This window comes from Pseudohongiella spirulinae (assembly GCF_001444425.1).
Taxonomy (GTDB): domain Bacteria; phylum Pseudomonadota; class Gammaproteobacteria; order Pseudomonadales; family Pseudohongiellaceae; genus Pseudohongiella; species Pseudohongiella spirulinae.
Map to the genome: position 1 here is coordinate 3,331,039 of NZ_CP013189.1, position 14,081 is coordinate 3,345,119.

The following is a 14,081-nucleotide window of genomic DNA, read 5'->3' on the forward strand; positions in this document are numbered from 1 at the left end:
TCTTCAATTCTGTTAATGTCTGAATCTGTCGTGAGCTTTTAGACCGCTGCAGCTCCGCCAACGATTTCCGACAACTCTTGTGTAATCGATGCCTGACGGGCCTTGTTATAGATAAGACCCAGTTGCTCGATCAGATCTCCGGCGTTGTCTGTGGCATTTTTCATTGCAATCATGCGGGCTGCCTGCTCGCAAGCAATGTTTTCCACGACCGCCTGGTAGACCTGAGTCTCCATGTAACGTGTCAGCAGGCCGTTCAACAGTGCCTCCGCCTGAGGCTCATAGATATAGTCCCAGTGATGCTTCAGCTCTTTGTCTTCAGAGGCCTGCAGTGGCAGTAACTGCGCAACTTCGGGCTTCTGTGTCATTGTGTTGACGAACTGGTTGCTGACCAGATACAGGCGATCGATCTCACCGTTCTCAAACTTGTCCAGCATGACCTTGACCGCACCAATCACCTGATTAAGTTCCGGCGCATCGCCCAAACCACGGATTGACGCTACTACTTTGCCGCCATAGCTGTTAAAAAACGCCGCCGCCTTGGCACCCACTGCGCAGAACTCAACCTCAACATCCTGCTTTCGCCATTCAGCAACTTCTTTCACTGTTGCCTTAAACGCGTTGATGTTGAGGCCACCACACAGTCCACGGTCTGTCGATATCACAATGTAAGCGACACGTTTAACTTCACGCTCGGTGAAATAGACGTGACGGTACTCTGGATTAGCGTTGGCAATATGTCCGATCACCTTGCGGATATGCGTGGCATAGGGCTTGCCCAATGCCATGCGATCCTGTGCCTTACGCATTTTAGATGCAGCTACCATTTCCATGGCACTGGTAATTTTCTGCGTGTTGTTGATGCTGGAGATCTTGCCCCGAATCTCTTTACCACCAGCCATAATTCACCGCCTACCTTTGATTACCAGGTCTGAGTTGATTTGAACTGCTCAATCAAAGATTTCAATTTAGCAGCAATCTCGTCATTGTAGTCAGGGTTGTCGTTGATGCTCTTAAGCAGATCAGCGTGCTGGCTGTTGGCATAAGAGAGCAGAGACTTTTCGAATGCCACTACTTTCTGCAGTTCAACGTCTTTCAGGTAGCCTTCGTTAGCTGCAAACAGAACCAGACCCATTTCGGCAACAGACTGCGGCGCGTACTGGCTCTGCTTCATCAGCTCGGTAACGCGCTGACCATGCTCCAACTGGGCACGTGTTGCTTCGTCCAGATCTGATGCAAACTGGGCAAAGGCCGCCAGCTCACGATACTGTGCCAGAGCGATACGGATACCACCGCCGAGCTTTTTGATGATCTTGGTTTGGGCTGAACCACCTACACGCGACACCGACAGACCGGCGTTGATCGCAGGACGGATACCGGCGTTGAACAGGTCGGTTTCCAGGAAGATCTGACCGTCTGTAATAGAGATTACGTTAGTTGGTACGAACGCCGATACGTCGCCAGCCTGCGTCTCAATGATTGGCAATGCGGTCAATGAACCGGTTTGGCCTTTTACTTCGCCGTTGGTCATCTGCTCAACGTACTCTGCATTGACGCGAGATGCGCGCTCCAGCAGACGTGAGTGCAAGTAGAATACGTCACCAGGATATGCTTCACGACCCGGCGGACGACGCAGCAACAGGGAGATTTGACGATAGGCCCAAGCCTGCTTGGTCAGGTCATCGTAAATAATCAGGGCGTCTTCACCGCGGTCACGGTAGTACTCACCCATGGAGCAGCCTGAGTAAGGCGCCAGGTACTGCATTGAGGCGGGGTCTGATGCAGATGCCGCAACAACAATGGTGTATTCCATCGCGCCGTGCTCTTCCAGCTTGCTTACGACGTTAGCAATAGAGGACTGCTTCTGTCCGATTGCGACGTAGATACACTTAACGCCTTTACCTTTCTGGTTGATAATGGCGTCAATAGCAACCGCTGTTTTACCGACCTGACGGTCACCGATGATCAGCTCACGCTGGCCGCGGCCGATTGGCACCATGGAGTCAATTGCTTTCAGACCGGTCTGTACCGGCTGGTCAACTGACTTACGGGCGATTACACCAGGGGCCACCTTTTCTACCGGAGCAGTCAGCTTGGCATTGATGGCGCCTTTGCCATCGATCGGGTTACCCAGCGCGTCAACAACGCGGCCTTCCATTTCCGGACCCACCGGTACTTCAAGAATACGGCCGGTACAACGGCAGGACTGGCCCTCTGCCAGACCCAGATAGTCACCCAGTACAACGGCACCCACGGAGTCACGCTCCAGGTTAAGTGCCATACCAAAAAGGCCACCATCGAATTCGATCATCTCACCGTACATGACGTCTTCGAGGCCGTGAATGCGCACGATACCGTCAGAAACGCTGACAATCGTACCTTCGTTTTTGGCCTGCACAGAAACGTCGAGACTGTTGATTCTCTGCTTGATAATTTCACTGATTTCTGACGGATTCAGTTGTTGCATGCTTATTCCCTCATTCCCAGACCGACTAGGAACTCAATGATTCGGCTAATTTGTTCAGTTTTCCTCGAACAGAATTGTCGATGACTGTATCACCTGCTCGAATGACAGCGCCCCCGATCAGTTTCTGATCAACGCGGGTGTTAAGCCTGACCTGGCGGTCCAGACGCTTCTGGAGTGCCTGTGTCAAATGCTCTACTACCTCATCACTGAGCTGGTAAGCAGTTGCCACATCGACATCAATGCTTTTTTCCTGCGCGGCTTTTAGTACGTCGAAAATGCTGCTGATTTGTGGCAACAACACCAGGCGTCGATTCTCAGCCAGCAGCTTGACCAGGTTCTGACCTTTGTCAGAAACGGCGTCACCACAGATCTCAAGCAGGGCTTGCGATTGCTTTTCAGCCGTCAATGCCGGGTTTTTCAACAGCGCGCTGACCTTGGGATCAGCACAGACTGCGGCCAGCGACGCGAGCATCTGCGACCAGGGTGCCAGTGCCTTGTCTGCCAGCGCCACTTCAAAGGCTGCGTTAGCATAAGGTCGGGCTAGTGTAATTGACTCTGCCATTGTGTTTTCGCCTATAACTCAGAAGCGAGTTTCTTAACCAGCTCTTCGTTTGCAGCCTGATCAACCGTACCTTCGAGAATTTTCTCGGCGCCGGCGATGGCAATGGCTGCGACCTGAGCACGCAATTCTTCCTTGGCCCGCTGAACTTCCATTTCGATTTCAGCTTTGGCACCAGCGACCAGGCGCTGTCCTTCTTCGCGTGCTTTTTCTTTGGCTTCTTCAACGATCTGATTGGCTCTTTTGTTAGCCATGTCGATGATTTCAGCACTCTTGACCTTGGCCTCGCGCAGATCATCGGCTGCCTTGTTCTGAGCCAGGCTCAGATCACGCTGCGCACGATCTGCAGCTTCCAGACCTTCGGCGATTTTCTTCTGCCGTTCTGCCAGAGCCTGTGTGACCGGTGGCCATACATACTTCAGACAGAACCATACAAAGACGGCAAAAGCGATCGTTTGGCCAAAAATGGTTGCGTTAAGATTCATGGTGTCACCTCTGCGTCAGTAGTCGCGTGGCTTGAAGCACTCTTCAAGCGTTCGATTAACCCAGGAAGGGGTTGGCGAACAGGAACACGAAAGAGATACCGACACCGATGATGGAGATTACGTCAACGAAACCAGCAACCAGGAAGAACTGAACCTGCAGTTTGGGAGCCAGTTCTGGCTGACGTGCTGAACTTTCGATCAATTTGCCACCCAGGTTACCGAAAGCAACCGCGGTGCCAGCACCACACAGACCAAAGATGAGGGCAATTGCGATTACTGAAAATGCCTGAATAGTTTCCATTTTTTTCTCCAAGTTTTACTAAAGGTTTATCTAAAGGTTTTGCTGATCGTTAAGGTCTAACTAAAGCGTTTAATGAGCCTCTGGCTTGGTATGAGCCTGGTTCAGATAAACAATGGTCAACATCATGAACAGGTACGCCTGCAGCGTGATGATCAGGATGTGGAACACAGCCCAGGCGAAATGCAATGGCAACTGAACCCATCCAACCAGGGCTATTACCAGGAAGATCATTTCACCCGCAAACAGGTTTCCATACAAACGCAGTGCCAATGACACCGGCTTGGCGAGGAAGCTGGGGATTTCCATTACCAGGTTGAGCGGCAGGGCCCACTTGCCAAACGGATGGAAAGCAAACTCACCCAGGAAACCGCCCATGCCTTTGATTTTAATACTGTAGAAAATCACCAGAATAAAGACGCTGATGGCAAAACCGGCGGTGATGTTGATATCCGTTGTCGGTACAGCCTTGAAGTAAAGATGGTTATCCTGGGCGATAAACTGCGCCAGCAGCGGAATCCAGTCCACTGGCACCAGATCCATCAGGTTCATCATGAAGATCCAGCAGAAAATGGTCAGTGACAGCGGTCCAATCAGATCATTTTTGCCAAAGAAGGTATTTTTGATAGTGCCCTGGACCATTTCGACCAAGAATTCGACAGCATTCTGCAAGCCGGTGGGTACGCCCGAAGAGGCTTTGCGCGCCACCATATAGAAGAGACCCATAAATATCACACCAAGCAGGAGTGACATCAGCATGGAGTCTACATGGATTGACCAGAATCCCATGGCGTTGGCTTCTTCGACACTGTGAGCAAAGCCCCAGCTGCCATCAGATAGCTTGCCGTATTTCAGGAATCCAAGGTGGTGACCGATATATTCTGCGCCGTTATCGTATTCCGGCAAGGTGAAGCCTGTCGAGTTTGATTCTGCCATGAGTCAATTTTTACTTGTCAGTTCGCCAATTTTACGATTTGCCCGGAGCTCTGTTCAGTCGCACAAACACTGTTATGCCTGCCAGGTGAACCAGTACAAATCCTGAAAACAAAGCCACTACATTCAGAGGATCCACAACGATAAATGCCGCTGCAAATCCTGCCGCCGAGAGCACCAGCTTGATGGCTTCTCCGCGATTCACTTCTCTGGCGATCTGCCGGGCAGCTCTGGCACCCCGGTACTTAAACACCCGGTTAGCAAACAACGTTCCCGGAATAAGTGAAATCAAACCACCGATCAGTAAAGAATACGCACTGACCCAACCAGCCAGCAAGACCACTGCAAACGTCAGCAGTAACAAAAAACACAGCTGATAGGCTGCAGTTTTATATATGGGAGGAGCTTTTATGGTCGACATGTTGGTCACTGGTCGTCAAAAGCTCTCTTGTTCTTGGCGTCCGTTCCCCTTTCAGAGGTGCGCATTATAGGGATTTTGTTACGCAGTATCAACACGCCAACGTGCGCTATTTACTTAATATGCGCAAGAATTCCGTCTAATTCATCAAGGCTATTATAACGCAGCGTCAGTTTACCAGATCCTTTACTGGAATGCTGGATCTGAACCCGGGCTCCAATTCTATCTGAAAGGTCTTCTTCCAGCCGTCTGATATCGGGATCTTCGGGTTCGCTGGCCGGTTTGGGGTCATTAGAGGGATTACTCAGACGGCGCACCAGCTCTTCGGTCTGGCGCACTGACAGGCCCTTGCCGGTGACTGTTTTTGCCGCGTCGCTTTGTTCGTCGTTTGTCAGTGCCAGCAGCGCTCTGGCATGACCCATCTCCAGGTCGCCCCGCTCAAGCATGAGCCGGACATCTGAATTCAACGACATCAGACGCAGCAGATTAGTCACCGTAGTGCGCGATTTGCCCACGGCATCGGCAACTTCCTGCTGGGTCAGGCTGAATTCTTCCTGCAGGCGTTTCAGTGCGGTCGCTTCTTCAATCGGATTGAGGTTTTCACGCTGAATATTTTCAATCAGCGCCATGGCGACGGCTGACTCGTCACCCACCAGCCTGATGACAGCCGGAATGGTGTCCAGGCCGGCCAGTTGTGTCGCTCGCCAGCGACGTTCCCCGGCAATGATTTCGAAGCGATCACCGGCTATCGGCCGCACAACAATGGGCTGCATGACACCCTGCACTTTGATGGACTCGGCCAGTTCCTGCAGGGCGTCCTGATGCATATCAGTACGAGGCTGATATTTTCCGCGCTCAATCAGATCTACCGGCAGATGCCTCAGCGTCTGATCCTTGAGCTCTTCGTCGGCCTGCAGCGGCGGCGCTTCACTGACATCCGGTTGCGCTTGCTGTCTTATAGTGGCGGCGCTGCCCAACAGCTTATCCAGTCCACGTCCCAGTTTTTTCTTCGACATGCGGTTTCCTTAAGTCAGCCCGCCTGAAGGGCCTGTTCGTTTCTTCTCAGCATTTCGCCGGCCAGCGCGAGGTATGCAATAGCGCCACGCGATTGACGATCATATTGCAGCACCGGTAGTCCATAGCTGGGGGCTTCGGCCAGGCGGATATTACGCGGTACAACAGTACGGTACACGCGGTCTCCGAAATGCTCAAACAGTTGTCCTGATACTTCGGTGGTCAATTTATTGCGCGGATCGTACATGGTTCGCAGGATACCCTCAATCTGCAATTGCGGGTTATGCGTCTCACTGACGGCCGAAATGGTGTCCATCAGGGCGGACAGCCCTTCCAGCGCGTAATATTCACATTGCATTGGAATTACCACACCCTGCGCGGCCACCAGGGCATTCAAAGTCAGCATATTCAGTGATGGTGGGCAATCTATGACAATAAAGTCATATTGTTGGGCGATACCGGCAAGTATAGATTTGAGTTTGCTTTCCCGCGCCGGCATATCCAGCAGTTCAATTTCCGCCGCTACCAGATCACCGTTGGCAGGCAGAATATCGAAGCCTGCTTCCGGGGCTTTTGTTTTTGCCTGGTCAAATGTAGCTTCGCCTGTCAGTACATCGTAAACAGAGTACTCCAGCTCGCTTTTGTCGACTCCGCTACCCATGGTGGCATTGCCCTGGGGATCGAGATCAACCAGCAATACCTTGCGCCGGGTCGCCTGTAAAGAAGCGGCCAGGTTGACTGATGTTGTTGTTTTTCCTACGCCACCCTTCTGGTTGGCAACTGCCAGTATTTTTGTCACCTGTGTCACCTGCCTGAAATTCAGTTTTTGCCGGTCTGCTTCAGTTCAATGATATGTCTTTCGCCCTCAGTATCCGGTACCTGCACGGCAGACGCCTGTTGTAGTCGCCAATGCGATGGCAGATCGGCAAGTTCCTGCTCCGGATACAGACCCTTCATTGCCAGCAATCGGGTATGTGGCTGACACAAATGTTCACAACCGAGAACAAAATCGGATAAAGACGCGAAGGCCCGACTGACGACAATATCAATTTGCTCCGGACATTGGTAGCGTTCAATCCGGGTGTTTTCCACCTGAATGTTGTCCAGTGACAGCATCGTTTTCACCTGAAACAGAAAACGGGTTTTTTTGCCGTTACTGTCCAGCAGTATAAACTTTATATCGGGATAACAGATCGCCAAAGGGATGCCGGGCAAACCCGCTCCCGTTCCGACATCCAATACCGACAACGAATGTTGTGTGTCAGCCTGAATCTCTGCCAGGCACGGAGCCACAGTCAGGCTGTCCAGCAGATGCCTGCTTATCATCTGCAGAGGATCACGGACCGCTGAAAGATTATAAGCCTTGTTCCACTTATCCAGCAGCGCTACATAGTCCAATAATGTCTGCTGCTGAGCGTCGCTCAGTGTCAGATCAAGCTTAGCCAATCCTTGTCTCAGTATTGCGCGCAAGCGTTCCTGTGCTGCCACGAATCACCTCTTCCATGATCCATCAGGCACTTTTGCGTCCGCGTGCTGCCTGATATTTTTTAAGGTGAATAAGCAGCAAGGATACCGCCGCCGGCGTCATACCAGGAATTCGTGAGGCGCGGGCGATTGAGTCAGGCCTGGCGGCCAGCAGCTTTTGTTTGAGCTCATTCGACAGTCCATCCATCTTTTGATAGTCGAAGTCTTCCGGCAAAGCGGTATTTTCCTGGCGTTTCAGCTTTTCGATATCATCTTTCTGCCGATTGATATAACCCTGATATTTCAATTGGATCTCAACCTGCTCAGCCACCTGAGCATCAATGTCATCCATTGGCGTCCCGGTTGGGGACAAGGCTTCTTGCAATCGGCTGTAGGTCAGTTCCGGTCGGGCCAGAAGATCGGCCAGGCTATACTCTCTGCTCAGAGGTTTCTCAAGAAGTGGGTTGATGGCTGCGGCCTTCTCACTGTCTGGCTGCACCCAGACTGACTTGAGTCGTTTGAGTTCGCCGTTTATGCCTTCCTGCTTACGGCAAAAAGCTTCCCAGTGACTGTCATCAATCAGACCCATCTGCCGACCGGCCTCTGTCAGACGCAGATCGGCATTATCCTCTCGCAGCAGAAGGCGATATTCAGCACGGCTGGTAAACATGCGATAAGGCTCTGTGGTACCCAGACTGATCAAATCATCAACCAATACACCGATGTAGGCCTGATCGCGGCGTGGGCACCAGCTATCGCGCTCCTGTGCCGCCAGAGCTGCATTGATACCGGCCAATAAACCCTGTGCCCCGGCCTCTTCGTAGCCCGTAGTACCATTAATCTGACCGGCAAAGTACAGACCTTTGATAAACCGTGTTTCCAGTGAATACTGCAATTCCCGTGGATCAAAAAAGTCGTATTCAATAGCATAGCCGGGACGCGTGATATGAGCGTTTTCGAAACCCCTGATCTGACGTACCATCTCGATCTGCACGTCAAAGGGCAGGCTGGTAGAAATACCATTCGGATACAGCTCGTTTGTTGTCAGACCCTCTGGCTCAACAAAAATCTGATGCGAATTTTTATCCGCAAAACGCATGACCTTATCTTCGATCGACGGACAGTAGCGCGGCCCGGTGCCCTCAATAACGCCGGTATACATGGGCGAGCGATCCAGCCCACTGCGGATAATTTCATGACAGCGTTCGTTAGTGGCAGTGATGTAACAACTGATCTGCTGCGGATGGTCTTCCACCCTGCCACGGAATGACATCACTGGCAGCGGCGTATCACCGGGCTGTTCCTGCATCACTGAAAAATCCACAGAGCGGGCATCAATGCGTGGTGGTGTTCCTGTTTTCAGGCGTCCAACATTAAACGGCAGCTCCCGCAGGCGTTCAGCCAGTTTAATGGATGGCGGATCACCGGCCCGGCCGCCAGAGGTATTCTGCAGGCCAATATGGATACGTCCTCCGAGAAAAGTGCCGGTGGTCAACACAACACGGGGAGCAAAAAATCGCAGCCCCATTTGTGTGACCACCCCCTCAACACGCTCGCCGTGAATGATCAGATCATCGGCGGCCTGTTGAAATATCTCCAGATTGGGCTGGCTCTCCAGCATTTGCCGGATGGCTGCTTTGTACAAAGTCCGGTCCGCCTGTGCACGGGTTGCGCGGACTGCCGGCCCTTTGCTGCTGTTCAAAACTCTGAACTGAATGCCCGCTTTGTCAGTTGCCCGGGCCATTGCCCCGCCCAGCGCATCTATTTCTCGCACCAGATGACTTTTGCCGATTCCACCGATAGCAGGGTTACAGGACATCTGACCCAAAGTTTCAATATTGTGAGTCAGTAACAAGGTTTTGACGCCCATGCGGGCTGCTGCCAGGGCAGCTTCTGTGCCGGCATGACCACCGCCAATCACGATGACGTCATAACGCTTGGAGAAATCCATAAAGTGACCAGGAATTTTTAAAAGGGTCGCTAAGTATAAGCCCTGAATCAGAAAATTAAAGGCCTGTCAGTGAAAATAATCCACAAGCTGATTTTATTAACAATTCATAATTAATTAGTAATAAATATTTATATTTAATTATTAAAGATTTAATACTGTTGTTACTAATGGTAAAACGGAATTCTGTTGAGAACCCAATTAAACTTATTAATATCAATGGTCTATTGTATGTATAACTGCCTTGATAAGCTCTGTTAAAGCTGGGGTGGAGCGGTAGGCAAGCTGTAGGTAAAAGTGCTTTTTATACACAGCACAAAAAAGCCAGGGAAAACTATTCAAAAGTTATTCACAGAATTATTAAGGTTATTCACAGTTTGCCAGCAATGTACTGACAGGCATTATTTCCCGATGCAGAAACTGGAAAAGATCCGGCCCAACAGATCATCACTGCTGAACTTGCCGGTAATCTCTCCCAGATGCTGGTGGGCGTGGCGCAAATCTTCGGCAACCAGCTCGGCGGCACCATTATGGTTAAGCTGCCAATCCGCCTGAAGCAGGCAGTCTCGTGCCTTGTTCAGAGCATCAAGGTGTCTTCGACGAGCGATAAAACCACCCTCGCCAGCCGGCTGAAAGCCCATACAGTCTTTAAGGTGCTGTTTAAGCAGATCAATACCAGTTTGCTGTTTGGCAGACAGATTGATAATCGGAGGCTGTTTTGAATCCTGCGAGGCAATGATTTTTGTGGGTCGCCCGGACAGATCTGCTTTATTTTGAATGACAGTGAGACGTGACAGATCAATGGCCTCTTGCAGCCGGAAACTGATGGTTTTTTCCAGATAGTCGTTCAGGTTGGTTTCATTCACCGATTCCTGGCTGCTGTCTATCATCAGCAATATTCGGTCGGCGTGAGAGATGGCTTTTACAGCACGCCGGATACCTTCCTGCTCGACCGGGTCATCGCTGTCGCGCAGGCCGGCTGTGTCAGTAATGTGCAAAGGCATACCATCTATGTTGATCTGTTCACTGAGGATATCCCGGGTCGTCCCGGCGATATCAGTCACGATGGCGCTATCTTTGCCGGCCAGTGCGTTTAACAGACTGGATTTGCCGGCATTGGGTTTGCCGGCGATTACTACAGCCATGCCCTCTCTGATTAGGGCGCCCTGTCTGGCCTGATTCAGAACAGCTTCGAGCTGGCTGATAATGTGAGCCAGTTTTTCACTGATACCGCCTTCACTTAAAAAGTCGATTTCTTCATCGGTGAAATCGATGGCGGCTTCAAGATAAACCCGTAAGTTGATTATCGACTCGGCGAGCTCGTCAATAAGTCGGGAGAATTCACCCTGCAGAGTTCTCAGTGCGCTTCTGGCTGCCTCAGCAGAGCTGGAGTCTATTAAATCTGCTATGGCCTCAGCCTGTGCGAGATCCAGCTTATCGTTCAGGAAAGCACGCTCAGAGAACTCTCCCGGCCGTGCCATGCGTGTGCCCGCTTCGCTTAATGTCTGAATAAGCGCGTCCAGCACATAGAAGCCGCCATGGCCCTGTAGCTCCAAAACATCTTCACCTGTAAAAGAGTGAGGGCCCGGGAAATACAGAGCGATGCCCTGATCCAGCATTTTTCCCTGGAGATCGAAAAAAGGACAATAGTGGGCGTGGCGGGGTTGAGGCTGAAAGCCCAGGATTTGCTGGGCAAGATTGAGACAGTCTGGGCCCGATACTCGCACGATACCCACACCACTCCTGCCTGGTGGTGTGGCTATCGCACAGATCGTATCGGAATCTGCAGCGCTCAGCATGCGGATCAGCTCCTGGCTGCTTCCTTCGCGGCGTATTCTGCATCAATTTTACGTGTGATGTACCACTGTTGAGCAATCCCCAGCACGCTGTTGGCCAACCAGTACAGGACCAGTCCAGCCGGGAACCACAGGAAGAAAATGGTCATGACCACAGGCATGAATTTCATGATTTTTGCCTGTGTCGGATCCTGTGGTGTCGGGTTGAGCATGAACTGCACATACATGGATACACCCATCAGCAGAGGCAAGACAAAGTAGGGGTCCATGACAGAGAGGTCGTTAATCCACAGAATCCAGGGTGCGTGGCGAAGTTCTACGCCTTCCAGCAGTACCCAGTACAGAGCGATAAATACAGGCATCTGCACCAGCATGGGTAAACACCCGCCGAACGGATTTATTTTCTCTTTCTTATACAACTCCATAGTGGCTTTCTGGAGTTTCATTTTGTCGTCACCATAGCGCTCTTTGAGCTGGTTCATCTTGGGCATGACCCGGCGCATATTAGCCATGGAGCGGTAGCTGGTGGCTGACAGTTTGAAGAATATGGCCTTAACGATAAGCGTCAGAATAAGGATTGACCAGCCATAATTGCCTATCACATCATTGATTTGTGTCAGCAGCCAATAAATTGGTGATGCTACAAACCACAACCAGCCATAGTCGATCGTGCGGTCAAGCCATGGTGCGATTTCTGCCAGACGGTACTGATCTTTGGGACCCGCGTAAAACGACATACTCTGCGTAGCGGAGCCATTGGCAGGAGCCACAAATTCCGGGCTGGTAAAACCGCCTATATACTCGCCGGCGTTATTGCGACGGAAGGAAAAATTATTGCGCATCTGAGAGGGAGGCACAAAAGCTGAAATGAAGTAGTGCTGGCTAAGGGCAACCCAACCGCCTTCAATCTCGTGCGATGGCCGACCCTGATCGACGTCGCTGAATGATATTTTTATATAGTTATCGTCTGTTGAAGTCGTCGCAAATCCCAGGAAGCTGGCCATACCAAAACCACTGCCACGAGTGGGGTCTTCATAATTGCTGCGCTTGATCTGACCAAATAGATTCGCCTGCCAGGGTGTGTCGTTGGGATTATTAATTTCGTAGTTAATGTCGATCAGGTAGTCACCACGACGAAAGTGAAACTGCTTGATGATTTCAACATTATTTTCTGTTGTGTAGGTCAGGTTGACCTGAAGACTGTTCTGTCCTGGGTTCATGGTGAACGAAGAGGCGCTGGCATTGTAGATCGGGCGCTCGGGGCTATCGATACCGTCTCGTCCGATCAGACCACTCTGAGCAACATAGCTTCTGGAGCTGTTGTTTTCCATCAGCACAAAAGGCTGATCCGGCGTGTCTATGCGTGTGTAGTGTTCGGGAAGTGAGACAAATACAATGTCGCCGCCCTGACGATCGATGGTTACATTGAGGACGTCGGTGGTAATGCTTACCAGCGTTTCCGGATTTTGGTTAGCCGTAGCATTGACGCTGGGCACGCTATTGTTGGTAACAACCGGAATGTCGTCTGCCGGTGTTGAAGAAGCATCCGGAATATCACTGTTCGTCGCAGATTGGACCGGGACGGACGAAACAACTTCGGTGTCAGGGGCAGTTGTGGCGGGATAGTCTTCTTGCCAGGCCAGCAACAGCAGGTATGAAACAGCAGCCAGACCGGCAAGTAATGCGTATTTTATATAATCCATGTGCGATAGCTACTTGTTGGTAGAGGGTTGTTCGTGTTGATCGGTGTCATGGCAGCCCGGAACAGGATCATATCCACCAGGATGCCATGGATGGCAACGCAGTATTCTGCGAGCGCCCATGATACATCCTTTGAGTACGCCGTGCGTGACAATAGCGTCTTGAGTGTAGTGGGAGCAAGAGGGATAAAAGCGGCATTGATTGCCGATCAGCAGGCTTAGGGTGCACTGATAAACAGAAATCAGCTTAATCGCTATTTTTGCCAGCATGTCTGGTTACCCGTTATCGTGCTGCCTTGCGGTTGCGTCGTCGGATAATATCCTGCCAAAGTGTTTCTAAACAACTTGATAAAGCAGCGTTGTCCAGCTTATCCAGGTCACGTCTGGCCAGAATAACGATATCCAGGCCTTGGAGCAATTGCTGATGGTGCCGGAATGATTCACGCATCAATCTTTTAGCGCGATTTCTCTGAACGGCCAGACGGATGTTTTTTCTGGCTATTACCAGCCCCAGTCTCGGTTCTGGCTGATTGTTTTCAATGGCCAGTATAAGTATCTGGGGACGAGAAACTTTGTACTGCGCCTGATCAAATACACATTTGTAATCAGACGCGGTCAGTAGCCGTAACTCTCTACCAAAGCTTTCAGTAGTCACTTACGGCTCAGTGAAGATATCAGGCTGACAGTTTGGCGCGGCCTCGTGAGCGACGACGCTTGATGACCAGACGACCGCCACGGGTAGCCATGCGAGCGCGAAAACCGTGTGTACGTGCGCGCTTCAGTACGCTGGGTTGAAAAGTTCTTTTCATAATGGTGTTCCAGTTAAATTCGGATGTGAATACTTCACAAAAATCAAAGAGCGCGAATTTTATATATTTTATTGACGGCTTGCAAGCAAACTAATTGAAAAACCGAGGTTTTTGTTAATTGTTGTTTATACCTCCTTAATAACAAGTTATCCACAGGATATCCTGTGTATAAAATTATTGGCGGAAGGATTCA

General features: G+C 50.9%; 16 protein-coding genes. All 16 read right to left on the reverse strand.

Annotated elements, in window-relative coordinates; translation table 11 throughout:
- Positions 1–38: 38 nt before the first annotated feature.
- The 16 genes from atpG to rpmH all read right to left on the reverse strand — a co-directional run bounded on the left by atpG (position 39) and on the right by rpmH (position 13,888).
- The gene (gene atpG / locus PS2015_RS15295) at positions 39–899 is read right to left on the reverse strand and encodes a F0F1 ATP synthase subunit gamma (RefSeq protein WP_058023043.1); all 861 of its coding nucleotides are present in this window, start codon (positions 897–899) and stop codon (positions 39–41) included.
- A gap of 20 nt (positions 900–919) precedes the next feature.
- The gene (gene atpA, locus PS2015_RS15300; RefSeq protein ID WP_058023044.1) at positions 920–2,464 is read right to left on the reverse strand and encodes a F0F1 ATP synthase subunit alpha; all 1,545 of its coding nucleotides are present in this window, start codon (positions 2,462–2,464) and stop codon (positions 920–922) included.
- A gap of 25 nt (positions 2,465–2,489) precedes the next feature.
- Positions 2,490–3,026, reverse strand: a complete 537-nt coding sequence (locus PS2015_RS15305; protein WP_058023045.1) for a F0F1 ATP synthase subunit delta — start codon at positions 3,024–3,026, stop codon at positions 2,490–2,492.
- Between the two features lie 11 nt (positions 3,027–3,037).
- A complete protein-coding gene (locus PS2015_RS15310) occupies positions 3,038–3,508 on the reverse strand; it encodes a F0F1 ATP synthase subunit B (protein ID WP_058023046.1) in 471 nt (156 codons plus the stop codon).
- 55 nt (positions 3,509–3,563) lie between these two features.
- Positions 3,564–3,809, reverse strand: a complete 246-nt coding sequence (gene atpE, locus PS2015_RS15315; protein WP_058023436.1) for a F0F1 ATP synthase subunit C — start codon at positions 3,807–3,809, stop codon at positions 3,564–3,566.
- 69 nt (positions 3,810–3,878) lie between these two features.
- Positions 3,879–4,742, reverse strand: a complete 864-nt coding sequence (gene atpB / locus PS2015_RS15320) for a F0F1 ATP synthase subunit A (RefSeq protein ID WP_058023047.1) — start codon at positions 4,740–4,742, stop codon at positions 3,879–3,881.
- A 31-nt stretch (positions 4,743–4,773) separates the two neighbouring features.
- On the reverse strand, positions 4,774–5,160 hold the full coding sequence (locus tag PS2015_RS15325) for an ATP synthase subunit I (RefSeq protein ID WP_058023048.1): 387 nt from the start codon (positions 5,158–5,160) through the stop codon (positions 4,774–4,776).
- A gap of 110 nt (positions 5,161–5,270) precedes the next feature.
- A complete protein-coding gene (locus PS2015_RS15330; protein ID WP_058023049.1) occupies positions 5,271–6,173 on the reverse strand; it encodes a ParB/RepB/Spo0J family partition protein in 903 nt (300 codons plus the stop codon).
- A 14-nt stretch (positions 6,174–6,187) separates the two neighbouring features.
- Complete coding sequence (locus PS2015_RS15335) at positions 6,188–6,970, reverse strand: ParA family protein (protein ID WP_058023050.1); 783 nt, start codon at positions 6,968–6,970, stop codon at positions 6,188–6,190.
- Positions 6,971–6,990: 20 nt separating this feature from the next.
- Positions 6,991–7,659 carry a 16S rRNA (guanine(527)-N(7))-methyltransferase RsmG gene (gene rsmG / locus PS2015_RS15340; protein WP_058023051.1) on the reverse strand — a complete coding sequence of 223 codons (669 nt, stop codon included), beginning with the start codon at positions 7,657–7,659 and terminating at the stop codon, positions 6,991–6,993.
- Positions 7,660–7,681: 22 nt separating this feature from the next.
- Positions 7,682–9,586 (reverse strand): tRNA uridine-5-carboxymethylaminomethyl(34) synthesis enzyme MnmG, encoded by a 1,905-nt coding sequence (gene mnmG / locus PS2015_RS15345; protein WP_058023052.1) that lies wholly within the window; start codon positions 9,584–9,586, stop codon positions 7,682–7,684.
- Between the two features lie 398 nt (positions 9,587–9,984).
- Positions 9,985–11,382 carry a tRNA uridine-5-carboxymethylaminomethyl(34) synthesis GTPase MnmE gene (gene mnmE / locus PS2015_RS15350; protein WP_058023053.1) on the reverse strand — a complete coding sequence of 466 codons (1,398 nt, stop codon included), beginning with the start codon at positions 11,380–11,382 and terminating at the stop codon, positions 9,985–9,987.
- 5 nt (positions 11,383–11,387) lie between these two features.
- A complete protein-coding gene (gene yidC, locus PS2015_RS15355) occupies positions 11,388–13,082 on the reverse strand; it encodes a membrane protein insertase YidC (RefSeq protein WP_058023054.1) in 1,695 nt (564 codons plus the stop codon).
- Positions 13,083–13,091: 9 nt separating this feature from the next.
- Positions 13,092–13,349 (reverse strand): membrane protein insertion efficiency factor YidD, encoded by a 258-nt coding sequence (yidD, locus tag PS2015_RS15535; protein WP_082628183.1) that lies wholly within the window; start codon positions 13,347–13,349, stop codon positions 13,092–13,094.
- A 13-nt stretch (positions 13,350–13,362) separates the two neighbouring features.
- Entirely contained in the window at positions 13,363–13,734 is a 372-nt protein-coding gene (rnpA, locus tag PS2015_RS15360; protein ID WP_058023055.1) for a ribonuclease P protein component, read from the reverse strand.
- A 19-nt stretch (positions 13,735–13,753) separates the two neighbouring features.
- On the reverse strand, positions 13,754–13,888 hold the full coding sequence (rpmH, locus tag PS2015_RS15365) for a 50S ribosomal protein L34 (RefSeq protein WP_058023056.1): 135 nt from the start codon (positions 13,886–13,888) through the stop codon (positions 13,754–13,756).
- Positions 13,889–14,081: the final 193 nt, after the last annotated feature.